This window comes from Caballeronia sp. HLA56 (assembly GCF_054655155.1).
Map to the genome: position 1 here is coordinate 976,178 of NZ_BAAHOB010000002.1, position 22,255 is coordinate 998,432.

Genomic DNA, 22,255 nt, shown 5'->3' on the forward strand with positions numbered 1-22,255 from the left:
CGTTGAATCAACTTGATCGCGGCGCCCAAGAAAAACGGCCCTCGCGAAGGGCCGTCGGCGTCATGTCGTGCGATGCGGAGATTCAGGGCGGCAGGATCGACGTCAGCAAGCGCGTCTCGTCCGAATCGTTCTGCGGGGCGTTCGCCTCGAGGTAGTCCGCGCGTGGACGTATCAAAGCGCCGGATTCGCGCTGCTCGATGATATGCGCCACCCACCCCGCCGACCGTCCGATGATGAACAGGCAAAACGCGCTGCGCGGCGGCAGCCCCAATGCCACGGTTAGCATGGTCAGCCCAACTTCCAGGCTCGACAGACAGCCGTAGCCCGCTGCGATCTTGAGTGCCTCGAAGAGCGGATCGACCGCGGCGTGCCGCCCTTCGAGCCGCCGCGCGAGATCGATCAGGTAGCTCGCGCGCGGGTCGCCATCCGGATACAAGGGATGATTGAAGCCCGGCAGATTCCGGTGTGCCGCATAGTGCTCCGTGAAGAGCCGTTGCGCTTCTGCAACCGTGCGGCATGCGCGCAGCAGGTCCTCGGTGGCTTCGTACGATCGCGCGGACGTGAGCCCCGTCTGCGTGAGGATGGCCGCCGCCACGCATTCGCCGATATCCGCTCCCGCCGACGCCGCGATACGCGCCACGAAGGTCGCCTGCGCGAGTTCGTGATCCGCGCACAGCACGAGCGCGGCGTCGAGCGCGGCACGATGCGCGGCAGACGCCGAACCACCGAGCACGGTCAACAGCGTCGCGGCGAGACCGTCCGCGCGTTTGCGCGTGACGCCCGCCGCAGCGCCCGGCGTTGCGCGTCGCAAATGCGCAAGGCAATGCGCCATCGTTGCGATCATGCGACTGCATTCGATGAACTGCGCGTCGCCGGCCTGCAACGCGCGCAGATGCTCGCCGCCGAAGCGCATTGCAATATCGGCGAAGAAGCGCACGAGTTCTCGACGTGGCTGGAGACCCGCCGTGCGCGACCAGGCATCGGCGAAACGTAACGTGCGACCGCACGGCTGCCACGAAAGGATCACGTCGTCGCGTGGATTCCAGAGCGCTTTCACGACCTGTTCGAAGGTCTTTCCCTTGCGCGCGAGTTCGAGCGCCGCGACGCCGCGATAACGCGGACCTTCGGCCGTGATTTCGGTGAGCGTGCTCGATATGATCGGCTCGCCCCAGCGCATGGCGGCCGCGGCGACGGGCGCGTGGCCACTGCGGGCATCGGCGCGCGATTTCACGCGTTCGACATCCTGGCGCGCATAAAGCCGGCGCCCCTTGTCGCCTTGCGGCACGCTGCGAATCAAGCCGCGGCTGACGTAGGCGTACAACGTTTGCAGCTTGATCTGCAGCAGCGCGAGCGTTTCAGCGCGTGTCAGATAATCGCCGGGCGCGTCGGGCGGCGCGCTGGCGGCATCATGCGGGTTCGATTGCACCTTGGTCTCCTGTCGACCCAGGACGGGCGCCGAAGCGCCCGTCCTGGTCCCATGCGAAGCTGCCAGCGCAAAAGCGCCGGACGGGGCACAGTGAACCACAAGATAATCAAACGCGTGGATGCTCACAATCGGGTCATGCCAGTACCGCGGTCGAACACGCTCCGTCTATGCATGAAGTCCAGCCGTCCGGCGGAAAGTCTTGGGAATGCCGGCCTTTGGCACCTGCCCGTACATCGGCTCGCCAGGCAGCCCTTCGTGCAGCAGTTCGCGCGCGGCGATCAGCCGTTCCAGGTCTATTCCAGTATCGAAGCCCATGCTTTCCAGCATGAAGACGAGGTCTTCCGTGACGATGTTGCCCGACGCGCCCGGCGCGAACGGACAGCCGCCAAGGCCCGCGAGCGCGGAATCGAAGGAACGGATGCCTTCTTCGAGCCCCGCCAGCGCATTGGCGAGGCCGAGTCCCATCGTGTCGTGCAGATGCAGTTTGGTCAGCTTGTCGCCGATCTCCGCGCGCACGGCCTTGACCATCTTGCGTACCTGAACGGGATTGCCGTAGCCGACGGTATCTGCGAGCGCGACGGCATCGACGCCTGCTTCGGCTAGCGCGACGGCCGTTTCGATTACCTTTTGCAAGGGAATCTCGCCGTCGATGGCGCAGCCGAAAGCCGTCGCGCAACCCGGCTCGATCGCCATTGGCCGCTCCTGCTCGCGCACCCATTCGACGATTCGCCGTACTTCGTCCACCTGCTCCATGGTGCCCTTGCGCGTGTTCGAGCGGCTGTGTCCCTCGCTCACCGAAACCGGTATGCCGACGCCATGTGCGCCCGCCGCATATGCCGCCTGCGCACCGCGCAGGTTGGGCACGAGTGCCATCACGCGCAAGCCGGGTTGTAGCAGCGCCGCCTTGACGATTGCCTCGGTGTCCGCCATTTGCGGCACGAGCTTTGGCGGAACGAAACTGCCGACCTCTATTTCGCCGATACCCGCTTGCGCGATTGCCGCGATCCAGCGCGTTTTCTGCTCGGTCGGCATGATCTCGTGAGCCATTTGCAGACCGTCACGCGGCCCGACTTCGCAAACCATCACTTTTTCTTTCATGGTCCTGCTCCTTCAAAAATGAGTCTTTGCACGAACGCGCTCGTCATCAACGCAGCACGCCCGCTTCGGTCAAGGTTTCAATTTCGTGCGCATCGAGGCCGAGCAGCTCACCGAACACGTAGTCGTTGTGTTCGCCGAGGCGCGGCGGCGGCGTGAAATCGCCGCGAAAGCCGGCGTTATCGCGCCACGGAAGCGCAATGCTGCGTGAGCCGTCCGCGAGCAGCGGGAAGAGGCCGCCATCGGCGAAATACGGGTCTTCCATCACCGCGCCAATGTGTCTCGAACGCGCGGCCGGCACGCCACGCGACTGCAGCGCATCGAGTGCTTGCGCGGGCGTCTGGTCGCGCAGCCACTCTGCCAGTAAATTGTCCGCCGCTGCGCGATGCGCGGCGCGGCCGAACGCATCGGAGAAGCGGGGATCGGTAGCAAGTTCGGGCTTGCGCATGGCGTCGCAGAGCGCTCGCCATTGCCGGTCGTTGCCAATGGAAACGGCGAGCCAGGCGTCGTCGCCTGAGCAGCGGAAGCATCCGGATGGTGCGGCGTCCCATTCGCGCGCGCCCGTGGCCGTTGGCGTCTTGCTGCCGAGCGCCTCGCGAAACAGCTGTTCGGGCAATAGCGCGACGGTGCTTTCGAGCATCGACAGATCGATGTACGCGCCCTCGCCGCTCACGCGCCGGTGCCGGATGGCCGCAAGCACCGCGCAGCTTTCCCAGAGCGCAGTGATCGGATCGGTCCACGCAGGCAGAATGCCCATGGCCTCCACGCGCTCGTTCGGCGTGCCCACCACGCTGGCGCGACCGCTGTACGCCTGCAATAACGAGCCGTAGGCAAGCGCATCGCGCTGCGGGCCTTCGCGACCCGTGCCCGACGCGGACACGAAAATCAGATCGGGGCGAATCTGCGCAAGCGTCGCGTAATCGAGGCCAAACTTCGCCAGCACGCCGTTGGAGAAGTTTTCGACGACCATATCGCTCTGCGCGATCAGACGCCGGATCAGTTCCGGACCTTGCGGCCGGCTCAGATTGATCGTGCAGCTCTTCTTGCCGGCGTTCACCACTGCCCACCAGGGCGGACGCTGCGTATGTTCGGGCCGCGTCGCGGATTCGATCTTGATGATCTCCGCGCCCATGCCCGCGAGCATCTTGGTAGTCATGGGTCCGGCCAGCACCCAGCTGAAATCGACGACGCGCAAGCCCGCCAATGCTTTCTGTGTCATCACACGACTCCATGCCGGCGCAAGCTTTCGACTTCATCCGGCGACAGTCCGAGGCGCTCTTCGAACACCGCGCGGTTAGCGGAGCCAAGTGCGGGCGATACGACATCGCGCGCGCGTGGCAACTCTGCGCCCGAAGTCGTGCGCATGGCAAACGGCAGGCCGGGCATCGACAGTGGCGTGCCGCCCGCGCACTGCCAGCGATCGAAAAACCCGCGCGCATTCAGCTGCGCGTTATCCAGAAGATCGCGCGCACCGCTCACTGGAAAACACGCCACGCGCGCCGCCTGCGCGCGCTCGAAGACGTCGGCGCGGCTATGCTCGCGCGTCCACTTCGACATCTCGTCTTGCAAGATCATCCAGTTTTCGTTGCGCGCCGTGCGTTCGCCGCACAGCGCCTCATCGCGCGACCACGCCGGGTTTCCGAGCAATTCGACCCAGCGTTCCCATTGATGTTGTTCGCGCGGCGAAATCATCACGAAGCCGTCCTTGCACGGCAACAGCCAGATCAGCCCGCCCGCGACCTCGGTGCCCTGCAGTTCCTCGCGCAGCCGGCTGAAGCTGCGTTCGCCGCGCCCATGATCGGCGACGGGCTCGATCAGCAGATGCGCGATCACATCCAGCTCCGCGCATTCGATACTGCGTCCCTCGCCATTCATCTGCGCTTCGAGCAAGCCCCAGAGCGCGGCGTTCGCGGCGGCCGCACCCGTGGCCAGCGCCACTTCGCGGTCGGCACAGGCGACGGGCGCTTGCTGATCGGGTGCGTGAACGGGGCGCGCCTGATGAAATGCATAGCCCGCGTGATGCGTGAGGGTGAAGTCGGTGTACGCGAACGGCGCGTCGGGTCCCGCATGCGTAGCCCAGGGCGTGACGGAAAGCGTGACGAGCGCGGGCTGAATGTGCCTGAGCGTATCGCCGTCGAGTTGCAGTTCCGCAAGGCGGCTTGTATTGGACGTAATCAGCAGATCGGCGGATTCCACGAGACGCCGCAGCAACGCAGCTCCTTGACGATGCGACGGATCGAGCGTGGCGCTTTCCTTGCCGTGATTCAGATACGCGAAGAGCGCGGCATCTTCACCATAAGGAGCATTGGGTGCGAACGGGCCGGTTCGACGCAACGTATCGCCAGTACCGGGCGGCTCCAGCTTGAGCACCTGCGCGCCGAGGTCGCGCAGCACGCGCGCACAGAAAGCGGCGGGCATGGCGTCGCTCCATTCGATCACGCGCACGCCGGCGAGCGGCGCGGCGACCACGCGCGCTGGGGATACGAAATCAGCGGCGCTCATGCGGCCTCGTCGAGAACGGCTGGATCGAAGGGATAAGGCACGGGCGCGCCGTTGCGCAAGGGCAGAACGACCGTTGCGCTGCCGGGCGTGCTTTCCCTGCCTTCCTGATTACGCAAGCCGATTTCCAGATGCGCGAGACCGAAGCCGCCGCGCCGTTCGGTTCCGGTCACGCGGCCCCACGCCGTGAGCAGATCGCCCGGCACGTTCATGCCGCGAAACTGGAACTGGAGCTTCCATGCCCAGCCGCTTTCACCGGCCCAGTCAGTCAGCAGTTGCAGCATGATGTGCTGTTTCCACGAGCCGTTGACCATTACGTCGGGTAACTTGTCGTGTTGCGTGGCGAAGCGCCAGTCGTAATGAATGCGATGCCAGTTCTCCATGGATGCCGACCAGCGCACGATATGCGCCGTGGTCATCGGTCCCTTGACGAGCGCCGGGATCTCCATGCCTGTTTCGACATCCTCAAAATACAGTGCAGCCATGATGACCCTCGCCTAGCGCATGATCTGGGTGTTCGTGACCTTCAAAAGCTTCTCGCCCTTCTCGTTCACGTAGGTCTCTTCGATGATGACGAGCACCATCGGTCCGCTTTTGCCGTCGCGCTGCACGATGTCCTTGTAGCGCGCCTGACGCAGCACCTTCTCGCCGACGCGCGCATAACGGTAGAGCTCGTATTCGTAGCCGCCGTTCAGATCGCGTGGCAACTCCACTTCGACGGCCGGCAGGCCGCTGAAACTGCGGCTCAGGCCATCGTAGTCAGGCTTGTTCATGTCATCCAGCGGGTCGGGCGATGACGGCGGTCTGCGAAAGGCATGCACCGGAAAACCCGGCGGCGCGACCAGTGCGCCATAACGACTTGTCGCGGCCCAGTCTTCGTCCCAGTAACGACGCGCGTCATCCATGATTGCATGATGAAAGCGGCGCACTTCGCTTGCTTCGACGGCATGCGTCGACGTGACCCATTCGGTCTCGGCGCCGATGATGGCTTTCACCTTGCCGGTGATGTATTCGTTGCTCACGGCTCTAGTCTCCTGTCGCTACATCGACGAAGCCAGTCTAGGGGAGCCGCCCTTTAGCGCACAATACTTGATCGTTGAATCAACGTCTTCTCAGGGTCGCATCGATCGACTATCGTGCCTCACGTACCGCTCGACGCATGACACCACCAAGGGAGAGATGTCGATGAGAACGACCCGCTACGACGCGAACGCGCTCTTTGAATATGCAATGGAAGTGCTTTGCCTGGCGGGGCTCGCGAGCGCTCATGCGCGGGACGTGGCACGCACTCTCGTCGATGGCGACTTGATGGGACACGACACGCACGGACTCGCGCTGTTGCCAGGCTACGTGAAGCAGCTCGAACAAGGCGCCATGACACGCGACGGCGCGCCCGCAGTCATCTCTGATCGTCCTGCCGCGTTGCTGTGGGACGGACGGCGTCTGCCCGGACCCGCGCTCGTGCATGCCGGCATCGACGTCCTTGCCCCGCGCGCTCGCGAACTCGGCGCCGCCACGCTCGTGATCCGGCGCAGTCATCACATTGCATGTCTTGCCGCGTATCTCCTGCGCGCCACCGAAATAAACCTGGTGATGATGCTGGCGAGCTCCGATCCGAGCGTGCAAAGCGTCGCGCCGTTCGGCGGCACGCGGGCCTTGTTCACGCCGAACCCGATCGCTCTCGGCATACCGACATCGACGACTCCGATGCTGATCGACATCTCGTCCTCCGTGACCACCAACGCGATGAGCGCGCGCCGCCATCAGAACGGCCAATCGTTCGACGAACCTTGGATGATGGATGCACAAGGTAACGCGACGCATGATCCCGGCGTGCTGTTTGCCGATCCACCCGGATCGATCCTGCCGCTCGGTGGACTGGCCGCCGGTCACAAGGGATTCGGCATGGCGTTGATGATCGAGGCGCTGACAGGCGGACTGGCCGGCTTTGGCCGCGCCGATCCACACGAAGGCTGGGGCGCGACCGTGTTCATGTCGCTGCACGATCCGGCAGCATTCGGCGGTATCGAAGCATTCCAGAGGCAGATGGATTGGCTCGGCGACGCCTGCCGCACCAACCCGCCTCGCACGATCAACGACCCCGTGCGCCTTCCCGGCGAGCGCGCAATGGCAAGGCGGGCCGAGCAACTGAAGAATGGCGTGCATCTGCATGCCGATTTCGACACACCGCTCAAGGCTTGCGGAGAACGCTACGAGGTGCGCTTTCCGCAGCCCAAACCGGAGGCAGCATGACGCCTAAACCTTTGCGCTCACCCCAGACCCGATGCATACTTTCTCTTCGGAAGCAGCGCTGCGGCGAAAAGACCGCACCCCGGAGACTCGATGCGATTCGACCTGCAATCGTTGAAACTGTTCATCGCCGTGTGCGAGCACGGCAGCATTGCCCGCGCGGCGGATGCGGAAAACATTGCGCCTTCCGCGCTCAGCAAGCGCATGTCCCATCTTGAAGACACGCTCAAGAACGCGCTCTTCGTGCGCAGCAACAAGGGACTCGAACTGACGACCGCCGCTGCGGCACTCCTGCAGCACGCCCGCGTGCTGTTGCGAGACATCGCCCAAATGGAGAGCGAGTTACTGGACCACGCCGAAGGCGTGCGCGGTCAGATTCGCTTACATGCGAGCCTCTCGACCATCGTTCAGTACATCGCCAACGACATACGCGTTTTTCTGGAGATGCACCCCGGGCTGCGCATCGATCTTCAGGAAAGCCTGAGCCCCGCGGTGGTCCGCGCCGTGGCGGAAAACGCGGCGGATATCGGCGTGTTCGGCGGCACGACGGTTACCACCGGCCTGCAGGTCTTCCCTTATCGCAGCGACCGGCTGGTGGTCATCATGCCGCCCGATCATCCGCTCGGCCGCGCCGAACGGGTCACGTTCCGCGAAGTCGCCGAGTATCCGCTCGTGGGGCCGCAAGTGGGCAGCTATCTGAATTCGTTGGTGCTGCGCGCGGCGGCGGATCTCGATCACCCGCTCAAGCTGTCGATTCGCGTCAACGGTTTCGAACCGGTGCGCAGCATGGTGGAAGCACGGCTTGGCATCGGGCTCGTGCCGGAGCATCACGCCGAACGGTACGTCAGTTCCGCGCCGCTGATCGCCGTGCATCTGGATGAAGCCTGGGCGGAGCGCCACTGGAAAATCTGCGTGCGCGAAGCCGAGTCGCTTCCCGTGCCGGTGCAACTGTTTCTCAAGCATCTGCTTGCAAGTCAGGATGCGGCACACCATTAGGCGCCGGCAATCGGTCAATCACGAATAAGCCAGCTTCAATCCTGCTTGCGGCCATTGCAGCCTGGCCAGGCGGCCCGTGCCGGAGAGCGTCACGTAGGCCGTCTTCATGTCGGCGCCGCCGAAGCAGATGTTGGTCACCATGCCATCGGGCACCGGCACCTGTCGCAGCACTTCACCGGATGGCGCGACGACCGTGATGCAACCGGTCACGAGCGTGGCCACGCAAATGTTGCCCTTGGCGTCCAGCGCCAGGCTGTCGAAGCGCTGATAACCCGGCAAGCCGCAAACCAGACGCCCGCCATGCGGCGACGGATAAGGATGCCTGCGCGCCCGGCCGGGCGCCTCCAGATCGAATGCCCAGAGCCGCGCGGTCTCGGTCTCCGCCACATAGACGATGCTGTCGTCGGGCGACAAACCGACGCCATTGGCCGTGGTGAGCGGATACGCCACCTCGACGATGGCCGAACCATCGGCGCGAGCGTAATAGAGGCCCGCGTGATCGCGCTCGCGCAGCCGGTTCTTTCCGAAGTCGGTGAAGTAGAAGCCGCCGTCGTGGTCGAACACGATGTCGTTCGGACCGCACAGCGGATGATCGCCGCAGTGGTCATACAGCGTCGTGAGCGAGCCCGACTGCGGGTCGAAGCGCTCGATACGCCCGCTCGTATAACGCGGATGCACGCCCGGTTTCGTGCGATTCAGTCCGGCAACGGTACGAAACAGAAAACCGCCGTTATTGCAGATGTAGAAGGCGCCATCCGGCCCAAGCGCCAGACCGTTGGGGCCGCCGTCCACCGCCGCCAGCACGCTCACTCTACCGTCGGGCGAAACGCGGCTGATGGTCTCCCGCTCGATCTCGACGAGCACCACGGAGCCGTCGGGCATCGCCACCGGCCCTTCCGGGAACTTCAAGCCTTCCGCCAGGATTTGTATTGGGCTTTCCATCGCTGTCGTCCTCCCTTCAGCGCTTGTCGGCATGCTCGACAAAACGATTGTCGTAAGTCGCCTTCAGATCGATGGACGCCTTGCCGATGTCGGGATCGAACGCGGCCAGCACGTCGTGCACGGTGTGGGCCGCCGCATCGGTCATCAGGCCATCGCGCGAAATGCAGTCATGCATGTTGGCGTAGGCTTGCGCGAAGACATCCTTGTCGGCTAAAGCGTATTGCGCCGGCACGGCGGCGGCGACTTGTTCGGGCGTCGCCTGCGCCATCCAGCGTTCGGCTTCCAGAATCGCATTGGTCACCGCCTGCACCGTGTTGGGATATTTGGCCGCGAACTCCCGCGTGGTGTAGATGGAGGCTTCCGGATAATCGCCGCCAAGCGTTGCTCGGGTGCCGGCCGGGTCGCGCATCACGGCAAGCGGAAAGAGATCGCCACTCGTCTGTAGCACGGTTGCGACCGGGTCGTTGCTCATCAAGGCGTCGATCTGCCCGCTGCGCGCGGCGGCAATCGCGCCTGCCGACGAGCCCACGCCGATGATCGAAACATCGCCCGGTTTCACGCCCGCCTTGTTCAGCAGATAGTTCGCGCCCATATGAAAGCTCGACCCCGGCGAACTCACACCGATGCGCATGCCCTTCAGATCGGCGTAGGTCTTGACCTTGTCGTGACTCGCTCGCGTCACGCCGAACACCCAGCCGGGGCACGAAGCCAGCGTGACGAACGACACGAGCTTCTGGCCTTTCGCGGCCATCGTGATGGTGTTCGAATACGCGCCCGCGACGATATCGGCGCTGCCGCCCATCATCGCCTGAAGCGCTTTCGCGCCGCCGCTGAAGACGCCGATTTCGACTTCCAGCCCGGCCTGTTTGAAGTATCCGCGGCTATCCGCAATGACGAACGGCAGATACGGAAAGCCCACACCCGCCGCGGCCAGATGAAGCCTGGGCTTTTCCGGCACGGGAGCGGCGCTGCTCGCCGACTGGCTGGCCAGTGCCGCACAGATGGCGAGCGCTGGCAACGACAGGCGCCTGAGCGTTCTCACGATGATGTCTCCCTCTTCCCAGGCTGACGTTGCTAGTAAGTGGCCCGACCGCCGGACAGATCGAAAACCGCTCCGGTGGTGAATGAGTTTTCCTCGCTGGCGAGCCACGCGATCATCGCGGCGGCTTCGTCGAGTTCGAGAAAACGGCCGCGCGGAATCTTGCCGAGCATGTAGCGGATATGCTCGGGCGATTGCTCCATCGCCCCGGGCGTCCGCGCCACGGCGGGTGTCACGCAGTTCACCGCGATATCGTGGCTTGCCAGTTCCTTGCCGAGCGACTTGGTCATGGCGATGACGGCCGCCTTCGCCGAGCTATACGCGGCCGCATTCGGATTGCCTTCCTTGCCGGCGACCGAGGACAGATTGACGATGCGCCCATAGTTCTGGTCGATCATCACCGGGGCCACGGCACGGCAGCAGTGGAAAGTGCCGTTGACATCGATATCCATCACCTGCTTCCAAATATCGATCGGATACTCGATCAGCGTGGCGTTCGGGCCCACGATAGCCGCGTTGTTGATGAGAATATCGATGCGCCCCGCGGCCTTCAGCGTGCCCGCCACGGCGGCCTGCACGCTGGCGTAATCGGCAATGTCGACACGCTCGAAGTGGACATCGTGCTCGCCCAGTTGCTCGCGCGCCTCGTCCATGCCGGCGGGGTTGATATCCCAGATGGCAAGCCGCGCGCCGGAAGCAAGCAGCCTGCGGCCGACCGCGAAGCCGATGCCCTGCGCGCCGCCCGTCACCACGGCAACGCGGCCCCTCAAATCGATTGCATTGGTCTGCAAAACGGTCTCCTCTAGTGATCTTCGATTGCGCCGGGGGTTCAAGCGCTCGTGGCCACCGTCTGTCCGGCGACAGGACGCCAGCGCAGCAAATGATCCTCGACCATCGACACGGCGGTATCGAGTATCAAGGCGAACACGGTCAGCACCAGAATGCCGGCGATCACCGAGTTGATATCGAATACGCCTTCGGCCAGCAGGATCAGGTAACCCACGCCCTTTTCCGAGCCGAGATATTCGCCCACCACGCTGCCCACGAAGGCGATGCCGATTGCGTTATGCAGGCTGGAAAAGACCCAGCTCGTCGCCGATGGCAAGTACACATGCCGCAACAATTGACGTGAGTTGGCGCCCAGCATCCGCGTGTTGGACAACACCGTCGGGCTGACCTCTCTCACGCCCTGAAAGACGTTGAAGAACACGACGAAGAAGACGAGCGTCACGCCCAGCGCCACCTTGGACCAGATGCCGAGTCCGAACCAGAGCGCGAAGATCGGCGCGAAGATCAGGCGCGGCATCGAGTTCATCGCCTTGATGAACGGATCGAAGACCGTGGCGAGGAACGGGCTGAGCGCAAGCCACAGGCCGCATGCCAACCCGAGGACCGTGCCGATCACGAACGCCAGCATGGTTTCGACGAGCGTCGTGTACAGATGACGGTAGATCGAGCCCGTCACGAACCAGTCGACGATACGCACCGCCACGCCGAGCGGATCGCCGAAGAAGAACGGCGACAGCCACTTCTGATGCGTGCCGAGCCACCACAGGAACAAGACACCGAACAGGATCAAAAGCCGCGTGACCAGGACGGTGAAGCGATTGTTTGAGTCAAACTCGATTGCGCGCATAGCTTTTCAAAACCTCGCCTCTGAGCACGTCCCAGATCTGGGTGTGCAGTTGCAGGAAACGCTGCGTCATGCGGATTTCCGACATCTCGCGCGGACGTTCGAGGTCGATCTTGAACTCGGCGATAGGCCGCGTTCCAGGCCCGGCCGAGAGCACGATGACGCGGTCCGACAACGAGATGGCCTCCTCCAGATCGTGCGTCACGAACATCACGGACTTGCGGTCGTGCGACCACAGTTGCAGCAACTCGTTTTCCATCAGGTGCCGCGTCTGGATATCCAGCGCGCTGAACGGCTCGTCCATCAGAATGATGCGAGGGTTGAGCGCGAGCGCCTGCGCGAGACCGGCACGCTTGCGCATGCCGCCGGACAACTGATGCGGATACTTCTTGCCGTGTCCTTGAAGTCCCACGCGATCGAGCCAGCCGCGCGCCACGCTGAGCGCCTGTTCGCGCGGCGTTCCCCGAAAGATCAGACCCATCGCGATGTTGTCTTCGGTCGTCTTCCAGGGCATGAGCGCATCGACCTGAAAAAGATAGGCCGCCTGCGTATTCAAGCCCTGCGTCAGCTTCTTGTCGAAGACGCTGATGCTGCCCGACGAGGGCCGCGTAAGCCCGGCAGCAACGTTGAGCAAGGTGGATTTGCCGCAGCCCGTGGGACCGACGATCGACACGAACTCGCCGTCGCCGATCGACAACGTGGCCTCCGAGACGGCGGTGTAGGTCTGCGCCCTCTTGCCGTTGCCGGCGAAGGTGCAGGTCACATTGTCGAAACGCAGGGCTTCGCGCACTTCGCTTTTTTCGCTGTCGAGGGGGACGCTCGGGGTGCCCTTGATTCCATACGTTGCCGTGCTCATGGCTGGATCTCCGCCGCTTTCCTGACGAACCGGTTGTCATACGTCGATGCAAGATCGATCTTCGCCGATGCCACTGCAGGGTCGAATGCCGCCAGCACCTCGCGCACCGTCTGCGCGCCCTTCGGCGTGATCTCGCCGTTCTGCGCAATGCAACGGCGGCTGTTCGTGAAGGCCTCCGCATAGAGCGCCTTGTTCTCGCCGATATATTGCGGGGGCACGTTGTCGGCGACTTCCTGCGGCGTCGCCTTGGCGATCCACTTCTCGGCGCGCACGATCGCATTGGCGACGGCCTGCACCGTCTTGGGATTCTTGCCGATGAACTCTTGCGTCGCGAAGAGGCTCGACTCGGGGTAATCCGAACCGAACACCTTGACGTTCCCTTCAGCCGTGCGCATGTTCTCAAGCGGCTTGAGGCTGCCATCCTTCATGAGGATAGTGGCGCTCGGGTCGTTGACGATCAGCGCATCGATCTGCCCGGCCCGCACGGCCGCCACCGCGCCGGCCGCTTGTCCCACGCCGATGATCGACACGTCGGAAGACTGCAGCCCCGCCTTGTGCAGAATGTAATTGAGTGCCATGTGCGTGCTGGAACCCGGCGCGCTCACGCCGATTCGCATGCCCTTCAGGTCCTTGGCCGATTTCACTTCGCCCTCGCGTTTCTGCGACACCCCGAAGATCCATCCCGGACAGATGACTTGCGCCGCGACCACCACGAGATGCTGTCCCTTGGTGGCCATGGTGATGGTGTTCGAATACGCGCCCGCCACCATGTCGGAGCTGCCGCCGAGCAGCGCTTCCAGTGTCTTCGATCCGCCGGAGAATGCGGCGATGGTCACGTCGAGCCCTTCGTCCTTGAAATAGCCGCGCTGTTTGGCGACGAGCATGGGCAGGTAGGTGATGCCCACCGAAGCCGCCGCGATGTGCAGTTCGGGCTTCTCAGGCACATCCTTGGCTGCGGCCGTCAAGGAACCGCAGGCGAGCGCGAACGCGGCACACAGCGCGATGGCGAGTTTCAGCTTCATGGTTGTCTCCTCCCTTTTTAGGGATTTTTAGGTACTTCAGGGACGACAGAGTGTCAATTGCGGACCGGCTTATGAATATCCTCGCATCTCCCGCGACTGCTGATTATCGACATAGCGGAGCCGGTCCGCGCAACGCGATCTTCTTAGGCCGCCTGTTTGCGCAGCGCCTCGACCACGGCATCGCCCATGTCGCGGGTGCCGACGCGCTGCGTGCCTTCCTGCTGGATATCCGCGGTCCGGTAACCGGCCGCGAGCACCGTGCGCACGGCCTGCTCGACCCGGCGCGCGTCGTCTTCCATTTCGAAGCTCTCGCGCAGCATCATCGCGCACGACAGAATCGCGGCAAGCGGATTGGCAATGTCCTTTCCGGCAATATCCGGCGCCGACCCGTGGACCGGCTCGTACAAGCCCTTGCGGTTATAGCCTAGCGAGGCCGAAGGCAACATGCCGATCGAGCCGGTCAGCATGGCGGCCGCGTCCGACAGAATATCGCCGAAGAGATTGCCCGTGACGATCACATCGAATTGCTTGGGGCGCCGCATCAACATCATCGCGGCGGCGTCCACGAAGAGATGGCTCAGTTCGACGTCCGGGTATTCCCGCCCGACGCGCGTGACGACCTCGCGCCACAGCTGACTTGCTTCCAGCACGTTGGCCTTGTCCACCGAGCAGAGCTTGTGATGACGGCGCTGCGCGGCCTTGAAGGCGGCATGCGCGACGCGCTCCACTTCCGACTCCGAGTAACGCATCGTGTTGAACCCCACACGCTCGCCCGCCTGATTGGTCTCGAAGCCGCGCGGCTGGCCGAAGTAGGCGTCGCCGTTCAACTCGCGCACGATCACGATGTCGAGTCCATCCACCACTTCCGGACGCAACGTCGAAGCGCCGATCAGCTCCGGGAACATGAAGGCCGGGCGAAAGTTGGCATAGAGCGTCAGTGCCTCGCGCAATTGCAATAACCCGGTGCCGGGACGCTCCTCGCGCGGGATATCGGCTTCGTCGGCCACGCCTACCGCGCCGAAGAGAATCGCATCGGCCTTGCGCGCCACTTCGAGCGTGGGCGGCGGCAGCGGCACGCCGTGCGCCTGAATGCCGGCATCGCCGATGGCAGCCTCCTGCGTCTCGGCGTGCGGCGCCACGATTCGCAGCACCTTGAGCGCCTCCGCGACAACTTCGGGGCCAATACCATCGCCGGGCATGACTGCAATCTTCATCTGTAATCTCCTTGGTCGTTATTGGAAACAGCGCGCCGTGTGCGCGCCGTCAAAAGGTTTCGGCACGGTCGCGCTCGAATGCCACGATGCGGTCCAGATGCGAAAGCGTGTAGTCGATCTCGTCCATGCCGCGCAACAGGCAATCCTTGGCGAAGGGCTCCAGCTCGAACGCGTGCGAGGACCCGTCGGGCAAGGTGACGGTCTGCGCGGGCAAGTCGATGGCGATACGGCTGCCCGGACTCTCCGACAACATATCGAGCAGCGGCAGCACCACGGCCTCGGGCAACACGATCGGCAGCAGTCCGTTCTTCAGGCAGTTGATGAAAAAGATGTCGCCGAAGCTCGGTGCAATCGCCGCGCGGATGCCGTAGTCATAGAGCGCCCAGACCGCATGCTCGCGCGACGAACCGCAACCGAAGTTATGGTTGGCCACGACGATGCGCGACTCCCGCAAAGGTGCCTGGTTGAGCAGGAAGTCGGGACGTTCCGCGCCATTTGCATCGAAGCGCAGCGCACGAAACAGGAACTGGCCGAAGTCGTCGGAGCGGGGTTTTTGCAGATAGCGCGCGGGCAGAATCTGGTCGGTATCGCAGTTGATCGCGACGATCGGCGCCGCGACTGCATCGAGGTACTCCAGTCGTTCCATGTTCACACTCCCAGGAGACGGCGGACATCGGTGAGACGTCCGGTCACCGCCGCGGCGGCCGCCATCGCCGGGCTCATCAGATGCGTGCGCACGCCGGGTCCCTGACGGCCCACGAAATTCCGGTTGGATGTCGAAGCGCAGCGCTGGCCGGGTTCGGCAATATCGCCGTTGGTCGCGAGACACATCGAACAGCCGGGATAGCGCCACTGAAAACCCGCTTCCATGAAGATGCGGTCGAGCCCTTCCGCTTCCGCCTGCGCACGCACTTCATGCGAACCCGGCACGACCCACGCTTCCACGCTTGGCGCGATATGACGGCCGCGCGCCACTTCCGCCGCGCTGCGCATGTCCTCGATACGCCCGTTGGTGCACGAGCCGATGAACACCCGGTCGATTGCGACGCCTTCGAGCGACTCGTTCGCCGCGAGGCCCATGTAGTCGAGCGCACGCGACATCGCCGCGCGCAGGTCGGGATCGGGCTGCTCCATGGGGTCCGGTACGCGGCCGTCGATGGCGCAGGCATAGCCGGGCGTGGTGCCCCATGTGACCATCGGGACGATCTCGGTCACGTCGATAAGCACTTCGCGATCGAACACCGCGCCTGGGTCCGTGAACAAGCCGCGCCAAGACGCGAGCGCCCTTTGCCACCGGTCGCCCGTGGGCGCGTAGTGCCGTCCGGCGAGATAAGCGAAGGTGGTTTCGTCCGGGGCGATCATGCCGGCGCGACCGCCCGCCTCGATGGTCATGTTGCAGAGCGTCAACCGCCCTTCCATCGACAAGCCGGCGATGGCGGAGCCGGCATATTCGATCACGTGTCCCGTCGCGCCAGCCACGCCGATTCGCGCGATGACCGCGAGAATCAGGTCCTTCGCGGTGACGCCCGAACCTGGCATGCCGTCGAGCGTAATACGCATGTTGCGCGACTTGCGCTGCCACAGGCATTGCGTGGCGAGCACGTGAGCCACTTCGGTGGCGCCGATACCGAAGGCCAGCGCGCCCACCGCGCCATGCGTGGACGTGTGGCTGTCGGCGCAAACGACGGTCATGCCGGGCAGACTCAGGCCCTGCTCCGGCCCGACCACGTGGACGATGCCGCGCCGCGTGTCGTTCATGTCGAACAGGGTGATGCGCGATTCGTTGGCGTCGCGTTGCAGCGACTCGATCATGGCGCGCCGTTCGAGGTCGGTCACCGCCGCGATATCGTTCGCCGTGCTGGAAACGTAGTGATCCGGCGTGCCGAAAATGCGCTCGGGCGAACGCGGCTTGAGCCCGCGCTGGCGCAACAGGTCGAACGACTGCGCGGTGACATCGTGAATGTAATGACGATCGATGTAGAGAAGATCCTGCCCGTCGTCGCGGGACATCACGCGGTGGCTGTCCCAGATCTTGTCGTAAAGCGTGCGTGGACCCGCGCTAAGCTGTTCGAGTTGCATTGCTTCGTCTCGCTCCGTCAAATGACCGCCTCGTCAGGCGCGGTGCAGTTTTGTTGTCGGTGGCTGTTTGAGAAGCATCTTGCATCAGGCCGGCCGGCTTGGACGTGGTCATTTGGCAAGGCACCATCGCCAATGGCGATGACAAAGCTACGTCGAACGGCTGACGCCATGCGCGTTCAGCACGTCGCGCAGGATCTCGACGAAGCGCCGGGCCGCGTTCGACAGCGGCTCGACGTGCGAATAGATGAGACTCGCGGTCAGCCGATGCTCGGCTTCGGCACGCAACGGCACGACATCGAGCAGGTCTCGCATGGCGGAATCGATGCAGAACGGATCGACCACCGCGACGCCGACGCCTTCCCTCGCGAGCGTGCAGGCGCTGATGGCCGAGCGCACGCGCACGACCGGCTCCGGCCGCCGCTCGTTTCTGAACACGTGCCCGACGATCCGTCCGAGCGGCGTGTCGTGCTCGTAATCGATCCACGGCATGGCGGCGACCTGTTTCGGGTCGAGCGCACGCCGCCGGGCCAGCGCGCCTTTTTTCGCGACACAGAGAAGCCGTCCGCTTGCAATCGGCATGGTGACGAGGTTCGGGTGCTCGACGGCGAACATCGATACGCCAATGCAGTTCTTGCCGAACAGCACGCGAGGCACGAGATGGTTGTGCGTGAGCGGTTCGAACTGAATGGGCAACTGCTGGAATTCGGCGTGGAATCGTGCAATGGCGAGCGGCACGAGATGCACGCCGAGACTCGGGCTGCATACGATGTTGAGCTTGCCGCTCGTGCCGTCGGCGAGAGAACGGACGAGATTATCGACGCGCTCGATGCCTTCATACGCGCGCATGACTTCGTCGAAGATACGTTTTGCCTCGGGCGTCGGATAGAGCCGGCCGCGCATGCGTTCGAAGAGCAAGAACCCGAGTCGGCTTTCCGTCACCTGCAAGACACGGCTCACGGAGGGCTGCGCCACATACAGCGAACGCGCGGCCTCGCTGATGGAACCCGTCATCATGATCGCGCGGAATACTTCAATCTGCCGCAGGCTCATGGTGCGCGTGTTGGGAATTTCCTCGTCGTAATTCATGGGCTTGGTCGTTGTTCATCGCGCCGTCATGTTGCCGCGCCGCCGCTTTCGGATGTATGTGAACCGCCCGCAGTGTAGCGCGGGCACCGCCGCGCGACGAATCCATGCAGCGCGTCTATGGGATACGAAATTTGAACTATTTCACGGCGAATATCGACGTTGCTATGGTTCGTTCTAGTCGAGCCCCGCGAAGAGAGTCGATCCGAGCCATGCCCAAGCTTATCCATTTCCTGAATCCGAACGGTCTCGCCACCGTCACGCGCGAGATCGAAAAGACCGTGTGCGCGCTTCGAGGCGCGGACGACGCGCCCGTTTGCTTCGAGACGCTTTTCGCGGTCGACGGCGGCATCGAAACCCAGCGCGATGCCGACCGCGCCGCCGTCGCCGTGGCCGAGTACGTCGCGCGGCATGAAGCGTCGGCGAGTGCGTTCGTCATCGCGTGCTACAGCGATCCCGGCTTGCACGCCGCGCGCGAACTCACGCAACAGCCGGTGCTCGGCATCGGTGCCGCGGCCATGGGCGTCGCGCTTGCGCGCGGGTCGCGCATCGGCGTGATCGCGGCGAGCGCGCACGGCATGCCGCGTCACTGGCGGTCTTATCATGCGGCGCGCATCGCACAGACGGTCGCGGGAGAACGCGCCGTGAATCTTGGCGTGGCCGAATCGGGCAACCGAGACGCCGCGCTCGACAAGCTCATCGCGACCGGCCGCGCGCTGTGTGACGAAGATGGCGCCGATGTCATCGTGCTCGGCTGCGCGGGCATGACGCCGCTTCGCGCCGATATCGAAGCGGCGCTCGGCGTGCCGGTAATCGATCCGTGCTCGACGGCCGCCTCGCTCGCCTTCGCCATCTGTCGCGAGCGGCAGGACCCATGGCGTCCGACATGAACGCCGCACTCATTGCGCTTCCGCGTCTCGGTGTGCTTGGCGGCATGGGGCCGCTCGCCACCGCCGACTTTCTCGTCAAGCTGATACAGGCGACGCCCGCCGCGTCCGATCAAGAGCATATGCCGGTCATCGTGCATAACGTGCCGCAAGTACCCGATCGCAGCACGGCCTTTCTCGCGGGATCGGACGCGCCTTGGCCGCATCTGCTTGACGGCCTGCGCACGCTCGAAGCGGCCGGTTGCGCGGCCATCGCGATTCCTTGCAATACGGCGCATGTCTGGCACGAGCGGCTCGCGCAGGAGACGACGCGGCCGGTGCTGCATATCGGCGAGGCAGCGCTTCGAGCGCTTGCGGTGAAGTGCCCCGGTGCGCGGCGAGTCGGCATGCTCGCGACGACAGCGACGCTCAAAGCGCGCATCTATCACGATCAACTGGCTGCAAGCGGCATAGACGCGATCGAACCGGGTCAGATGTCGCAGACGACGCAGGTCATGGGCGCAATCGCCGCCGTGAAAGGCGGGAGAATCGACGAAGCGCGTGCGTGGCTCAAAAGCGCCGCTCATGCACTGATCGATCGCGGCGCCGACGCGTTGCTCATGGCGTGCACGGAAATTCCGGTGGCGCTGGCGGGCGTTGCGCTCGACGTACCCGCAATCGACCCGACCGAAGCGCTCGCGCGTGCAAGCGTCGACTGGTGGCTCGCCGCGCGCGAGCGAACCAACACCTCTGAATTCTCAAGCGGACAAAAGACATGCAGCAATTTGATCTGACCATACGTCATGGACTCGTCGCGTCGGACGAGGCAGTCTTCGAGGCGGACGTCGGCGTGGTCGGCGACCGGATCGTCGAAGTGGCGCGCGGCCTGCCCGCAGGCAAACGCGATATCGACGCGACCGGACGCTACGTGCTGCCGGGCGGTATCGACACGCACTGTCACGTCGAGCAACGCTCGGGCATGGGAATCATGGGCGCCGACGACTGGTACTCCGCAAGCGTCGCGGCGGCCCACGGCGGCACCACTATGATCGTGCCGTTCGCCGCGCAGCATCGCGGACAATCGCTCAAACAAGTGGCCGACGACTACGCGGCGCTCGCGCGGGCAAAGTCGGTGATCGACTATAGCTATCACTTGATTGTCTCTGAGACGGACCACCGCACGCTTCAGGAAGATCTCGTCGAGCAGATTCGCCGGGGCATCACGTCGTTCAAGGTCTACATGACCTACGATCAATTGAAGATCGACGACTACCAGATGCTCGACGTGTTGGCTCTCGCCGCACGCGAACGCGCGCTCGTGATGGTACATGCCGAAAACAACGACGTGATCCGCTGGGTCTCGCAAAAGCTGCTCGAAAGCGGCCGCACCGCGCCGAAGTACCACGCGACGAGTCACGTGGCGCTGGCGGAATCCGAAGCGACGAATCGCGTGATCCAGCTCGCCAGGCTTTTCGACGCGCCCGTGCTCATCGTTCACGTGTCCGCGCAGGACGCGCTCGCGACCATCGGCGCGGCGCAGCGCATGGGCGCGCAAGTGTACGGCGAGACCTGTCCGCACTATCTGCTGCTCACCGAAGACGCGATGGACCTTCCCGGCGTCGAAGGCGCGAAGTATTGCTGCAGCCCGCCGCTGCGTGACGCGAACGCTCAAGAAGCCTTGTGGACGGCGCTGAAGGCGGGCGTGTTGCAGACGGTGTCGTCGGATCATGCGCCGTATCGCTTCGACGAATCCGGCAAGCTGCCGCATGGCGAAGCCACCACGTTCAAGCAGATGGCCAACGGCATGCCCGGACTCGAAGTGCGCCTGCCGCTGCTGTTCTCCGAAGGCGTTCACAAGGGGCGCATGACGCTGCCCGAGTTCGTCGCGCTGAGTTCGACGAATCATGCGCGCATGTACGGCATCGCGCCGCGCAAAGGGCTGATCGAAGCGGGCGCGGATGCGGACATGGCGGTCTGGGACCCACACCATGAAGTCGTGCTGACAGCCTCCGCATTGCACGATCGCGTGGGCTACACGCCCTACGAGGGGACGAAGGTAACGGGCTGGCCGCGCACGGTGGTGAGCGCGGGCCGCGTGATCGTCGATGACGCCGGCTTTCATGCCGAACCCGGCAGCGGCCGCTTCATTGCACGCTCGACGCCGTTGCCCTATCAGGCCACGCGCGAAGTCTCCGCGAGCGGCCGGTTTTTCCGCGCGCTTGCCGACGCCGGGACAGGCGCTCTCCACCCGTCTTTCGGATACCCCGAACATCAACACCCGGAACAAAAGAGGAAGTCATGAGCAAGTCACGCAAAATCGGCCTGGCCGTCGCGCAAATAGGACCGGTCCACCTCGCCGATGACCGTCGGGCGGTCGTCGAGCGGCTCGTCGCCATGCTGCACGAAGCGAAAGCGCGCAGTGCAAAGCTGGTCGTGTTCCCGGAGCTCGCGCTCACCACGTTTTTTCCGCGCTACTGGATGAGCGAGGAAGCGGCCATGGAACGCTTCTTCGAGCGATCGATGCCGAATCCCGACGTACAGCCGCTTTTCGACGCCGCGCGCGACGCGGGCATCGGCTTCTATCTCGGCTATGCGGAACTGACGGCGCAAGGCGAGCGCTTCAACACGTCGATCATCGTCGATGACAGCGGCAAGATCGTCGCGAAGTATCGCAAGACGCATTTGCCGGGGCATTCGGAGCACAAGCCGGACGCGCCTTTCCAGCATCTGGAGAAGAAGTTTTTCGCGGTGGGCGACTCGGGGTTTCCTGTCGTCGACACGATGGGCGCGCGCCTCGGCATGTGTATCTGCAACGACCGCCGCTGGCCGGAAACATGGCGCGCGATGTCGCTGCAAGGCGCGGAACTCGGCGTGCTCGGCTACAACACGCCGTCCGAGAACATTCATTGGCCCGAACCGGTCCATTTGCGCATGCATACCCATCTCGTCACGTTGCAGGCGAGCGCTTATCAGAATGCGATGTGGATTGCCGCCGCCGCCAAATGCGGCAAGGAAGACGGCTTTCATATGATCGGCGGCTCGGTGATTGTCGCGCCTTCGGGCGAGATCGCCGCGCAAAGCATGAGCGAAGACGACGAGGTGATCTTCGCGAACGTCGATCTCGCGCTCGGCGACACGTTCCGCGAGCACGTCTTCAACTTCGCGAAGCATCGGCGGCCGGAACATTACGGGCTGATCGTCGAGCGCACCGGCGCGGGCGCGCCGCTGCCGCACGATCCGGACGCGCTCAATTAA

22 protein-coding genes are annotated in these 22,255 nt (G+C 64.0%); 6 read left to right on the forward strand and 16 right to left on the reverse strand.

The features are described 5' to 3' along the window. Positions 1 to 82 precede the first annotated feature (82 nt). From ACYQ47_RS10830 to ACYQ47_RS10855, 6 genes are all read right to left on the reverse strand, one after another. The gene (locus ACYQ47_RS10830; RefSeq protein WP_459905376.1) at positions 83 to 1,426 is read right to left on the reverse strand and encodes a citrate synthase; all 1,344 of its coding nucleotides are present in this window, start codon (positions 1,424 to 1,426) and stop codon (positions 83 to 85) included. Positions 1,427 to 1,591: 165 nt separating this feature from the next. Continuing rightward, positions 1,592 to 2,524 (reverse strand): hydroxymethylglutaryl-CoA lyase, encoded by a 933-nt coding sequence (locus tag ACYQ47_RS10835; RefSeq protein ID WP_250494760.1) that lies wholly within the window; start codon positions 2,522 to 2,524, stop codon positions 1,592 to 1,594. A gap of 46 nt (positions 2,525 to 2,570) precedes the next feature. Beyond that, positions 2,571 to 3,740 carry a CaiB/BaiF CoA transferase family protein gene (locus tag ACYQ47_RS10840; RefSeq protein WP_250511239.1) on the reverse strand — a complete coding sequence of 390 codons (1,170 nt, stop codon included), beginning with the start codon at positions 3,738 to 3,740 and terminating at the stop codon, positions 2,571 to 2,573. After that, positions 3,740 to 5,023: a CaiB/BaiF CoA-transferase family protein gene (locus tag ACYQ47_RS10845; protein ID WP_309958518.1), complete on the reverse strand. Its 1,284-nt coding sequence runs from the start codon at positions 5,021 to 5,023 to the stop codon at positions 3,740 to 3,742. The genes ACYQ47_RS10840 and ACYQ47_RS10845 overlap by 1 nt, the downstream gene beginning before the upstream one ends. Further along, complete coding sequence (locus tag ACYQ47_RS10850) at positions 5,020 to 5,505, reverse strand: hotdog family protein (RefSeq protein ID WP_459905377.1); 486 nt, start codon at positions 5,503 to 5,505, stop codon at positions 5,020 to 5,022. Before ACYQ47_RS10850 ends, ACYQ47_RS10845 begins: the two co-directional genes overlap by 4 nt. Positions 5,506 to 5,517: 12 nt before the next feature. Next, positions 5,518 to 6,042: an FAS1-like dehydratase domain-containing protein gene (locus ACYQ47_RS10855; RefSeq protein ID WP_459905378.1), complete on the reverse strand. Its 525-nt coding sequence runs from the start codon at positions 6,040 to 6,042 to the stop codon at positions 5,518 to 5,520. 157 nt (positions 6,043 to 6,199) lie between these two features. Between ACYQ47_RS10855 and ACYQ47_RS10860 the strand changes: the two genes are divergently transcribed. Then, on the forward strand, positions 6,200 to 7,273 hold the full coding sequence (locus tag ACYQ47_RS10860; protein ID WP_459905379.1) for an Ldh family oxidoreductase: 1,074 nt from the start codon (positions 6,200 to 6,202) through the stop codon (positions 7,271 to 7,273). Positions 7,274 to 7,363: 90 nt separating this feature from the next. Further along, positions 7,364 to 8,266 (forward strand): LysR substrate-binding domain-containing protein, encoded by a 903-nt coding sequence (locus tag ACYQ47_RS10865; protein WP_459905380.1) that lies wholly within the window; start codon positions 7,364 to 7,366, stop codon positions 8,264 to 8,266. 18 nt (positions 8,267 to 8,284) lie between these two features. On the opposite strand, the gene ACYQ47_RS10870 is transcribed toward ACYQ47_RS10865, so the two are convergent. The 10 genes from ACYQ47_RS10870 to ACYQ47_RS10915 form a co-directional block, all read right to left on the reverse strand. Continuing rightward, positions 8,285 to 9,208, reverse strand: coding sequence for an SMP-30/gluconolactonase/LRE family protein (locus ACYQ47_RS10870; protein ID WP_459905381.1), 924 nt, complete (start codon positions 9,206 to 9,208; stop codon positions 8,285 to 8,287). A 16-nt stretch (positions 9,209 to 9,224) separates the two neighbouring features. Next, positions 9,225 to 10,250, reverse strand: coding sequence for an ABC transporter substrate-binding protein (locus tag ACYQ47_RS10875; RefSeq protein ID WP_250494756.1), 1,026 nt, complete (start codon positions 10,248 to 10,250; stop codon positions 9,225 to 9,227). 32 nt (positions 10,251 to 10,282) lie between these two features. Next, the gene (locus ACYQ47_RS10880; protein WP_250511235.1) at positions 10,283 to 11,038 is read right to left on the reverse strand and encodes an SDR family NAD(P)-dependent oxidoreductase; all 756 of its coding nucleotides are present in this window, start codon (positions 11,036 to 11,038) and stop codon (positions 10,283 to 10,285) included. A gap of 38 nt (positions 11,039 to 11,076) precedes the next feature. Further along, a complete protein-coding gene (locus ACYQ47_RS10885; RefSeq protein ID WP_244830399.1) occupies positions 11,077 to 11,883 on the reverse strand; it encodes an ABC transporter permease in 807 nt (268 codons plus the stop codon). Then, positions 11,864 to 12,736 (reverse strand): ABC transporter ATP-binding protein, encoded by an 873-nt coding sequence (locus tag ACYQ47_RS10890; RefSeq protein WP_459905382.1) that lies wholly within the window; start codon positions 12,734 to 12,736, stop codon positions 11,864 to 11,866. Before ACYQ47_RS10890 ends, ACYQ47_RS10885 begins: the two co-directional genes overlap by 20 nt. Continuing rightward, positions 12,733 to 13,758, reverse strand: coding sequence for an ABC transporter substrate-binding protein (locus tag ACYQ47_RS10895; RefSeq protein ID WP_250511233.1), 1,026 nt, complete (start codon positions 13,756 to 13,758; stop codon positions 12,733 to 12,735). Before ACYQ47_RS10895 ends, ACYQ47_RS10890 begins: the two co-directional genes overlap by 4 nt. 143 nt (positions 13,759 to 13,901) lie before the next feature. After that, positions 13,902 to 14,972, reverse strand: a complete 1,071-nt coding sequence (gene leuB, locus ACYQ47_RS10900) for a 3-isopropylmalate dehydrogenase (RefSeq protein WP_250468281.1) — start codon at positions 14,970 to 14,972, stop codon at positions 13,902 to 13,904. Between the two features lie 49 nt (positions 14,973 to 15,021). Further along, positions 15,022 to 15,618 carry a 3-isopropylmalate dehydratase small subunit gene (leuD, locus tag ACYQ47_RS10905; RefSeq protein ID WP_309845533.1) on the reverse strand — a complete coding sequence of 199 codons (597 nt, stop codon included), beginning with the start codon at positions 15,616 to 15,618 and terminating at the stop codon, positions 15,022 to 15,024. A 2-nt stretch (positions 15,619 to 15,620) separates the two neighbouring features. Continuing rightward, positions 15,621 to 17,051, reverse strand: a complete 1,431-nt coding sequence (leuC, locus tag ACYQ47_RS10910) for a 3-isopropylmalate dehydratase large subunit (RefSeq protein WP_459905383.1) — start codon at positions 17,049 to 17,051, stop codon at positions 15,621 to 15,623. Between the two features lie 147 nt (positions 17,052 to 17,198). Further along, entirely contained in the window at positions 17,199 to 18,137 is a 939-nt protein-coding gene (locus ACYQ47_RS10915) for a LysR substrate-binding domain-containing protein (RefSeq protein ID WP_250494751.1), read from the reverse strand. 209 nt (positions 18,138 to 18,346) lie between these two features. On the opposite strand from ACYQ47_RS10915, the gene ACYQ47_RS10920 reads away from it, so the two are divergent. From ACYQ47_RS10920 to ACYQ47_RS10935, 4 genes are read left to right on the forward strand one after another with little or no spacing between them, the layout of a single operon-like run. After that, positions 18,347 to 19,024, forward strand: coding sequence for an aspartate/glutamate racemase family protein (locus tag ACYQ47_RS10920; protein ID WP_459905384.1), 678 nt, complete (start codon positions 18,347 to 18,349; stop codon positions 19,022 to 19,024). Further along, a complete protein-coding gene (gene cuyB / locus ACYQ47_RS10925; protein WP_459905385.1) occupies positions 19,021 to 19,794 on the forward strand; it encodes a cysteate racemase in 774 nt (257 codons plus the stop codon). The genes ACYQ47_RS10920 and cuyB overlap by 4 nt, the downstream gene beginning before the upstream one ends. Continuing rightward, positions 19,776 to 21,302, forward strand: a complete 1,527-nt coding sequence (gene hydA, locus ACYQ47_RS10930; RefSeq protein WP_459905386.1) for a dihydropyrimidinase — start codon at positions 19,776 to 19,778, stop codon at positions 21,300 to 21,302. Before cuyB ends, hydA begins: the two co-directional genes overlap by 19 nt. Then, positions 21,299 to 22,255, forward strand: a complete 957-nt coding sequence (locus ACYQ47_RS10935) for an N-carbamoyl-D-amino-acid hydrolase (RefSeq protein WP_459905387.1) — start codon at positions 21,299 to 21,301, stop codon at positions 22,253 to 22,255. The genes hydA and ACYQ47_RS10935 overlap by 4 nt, the downstream gene beginning before the upstream one ends.

Coding starts and splice junctions, on each gene's coding strand:
- ACYQ47_RS10850 (WP_459905377.1), bottom strand. CDS start 5,505: ATGGCTGCACTGTATTTTGAGGATGTCGAAACAGGCATGGAGATCCCG.
- ACYQ47_RS10920 (WP_459905384.1), top strand. CDS start 18,347: ATGCCCAAGCTTATCCATTTCCTGAATCCGAACGGTCTCGCCACCGTC.
- cuyB (WP_459905385.1), top strand. CDS start 19,021: ATGAACGCCGCACTCATTGCGCTTCCGCGTCTCGGTGTGCTTGGCGGC.
- ACYQ47_RS10845 (WP_309958518.1), bottom strand. CDS start 5,023: ATGAGCGCCGCTGATTTCGTATCCCCAGCGCGCGTGGTCGCCGCGCCG.
- ACYQ47_RS10935 (WP_459905387.1), top strand. CDS start 21,299: ATGAGCAAGTCACGCAAAATCGGCCTGGCCGTCGCGCAAATAGGACCG.
- ACYQ47_RS10840 (WP_250511239.1), bottom strand. CDS start 3,740: ATGACACAGAAAGCATTGGCGGGCTTGCGCGTCGTCGATTTCAGCTGG.
- ACYQ47_RS10885 (WP_244830399.1), bottom strand. CDS start 11,883: ATGCGCGCAATCGAGTTTGACTCAAACAATCGCTTCACCGTCCTGGTC.
- leuC (WP_459905383.1), bottom strand. CDS start 17,051: ATGCAACTCGAACAGCTTAGCGCGGGTCCACGCACGCTTTACGACAAG.
- leuB (WP_250468281.1), bottom strand. CDS start 14,972: ATGAAGATTGCAGTCATGCCCGGCGATGGTATTGGCCCCGAAGTTGTC.
- ACYQ47_RS10835 (WP_250494760.1), bottom strand. CDS start 2,524: ATGAAAGAAAAAGTGATGGTTTGCGAAGTCGGGCCGCGTGACGGTCTG.
- hydA (WP_459905386.1), top strand. CDS start 19,776: ATGCAGCAATTTGATCTGACCATACGTCATGGACTCGTCGCGTCGGAC.
- ACYQ47_RS10870 (WP_459905381.1), bottom strand. CDS start 9,208: ATGGAAAGCCCAATACAAATCCTGGCGGAAGGCTTGAAGTTCCCGGAA.
- ACYQ47_RS10860 (WP_459905379.1), top strand. CDS start 6,200: ATGTCGATGAGAACGACCCGCTACGACGCGAACGCGCTCTTTGAATAT.
- ACYQ47_RS10865 (WP_459905380.1), top strand. CDS start 7,364: ATGCGATTCGACCTGCAATCGTTGAAACTGTTCATCGCCGTGTGCGAG.
- ACYQ47_RS10915 (WP_250494751.1), bottom strand. CDS start 18,137: ATGAATTACGACGAGGAAATTCCCAACACGCGCACCATGAGCCTGCGG.
- ACYQ47_RS10890 (WP_459905382.1), bottom strand. CDS start 12,736: ATGAGCACGGCAACGTATGGAATCAAGGGCACCCCGAGCGTCCCCCTC.
- ACYQ47_RS10895 (WP_250511233.1), bottom strand. CDS start 13,758: ATGAAGCTGAAACTCGCCATCGCGCTGTGTGCCGCGTTCGCGCTCGCC.
- leuD (WP_309845533.1), bottom strand. CDS start 15,618: ATGGAACGACTGGAGTACCTCGATGCAGTCGCGGCGCCGATCGTCGCG.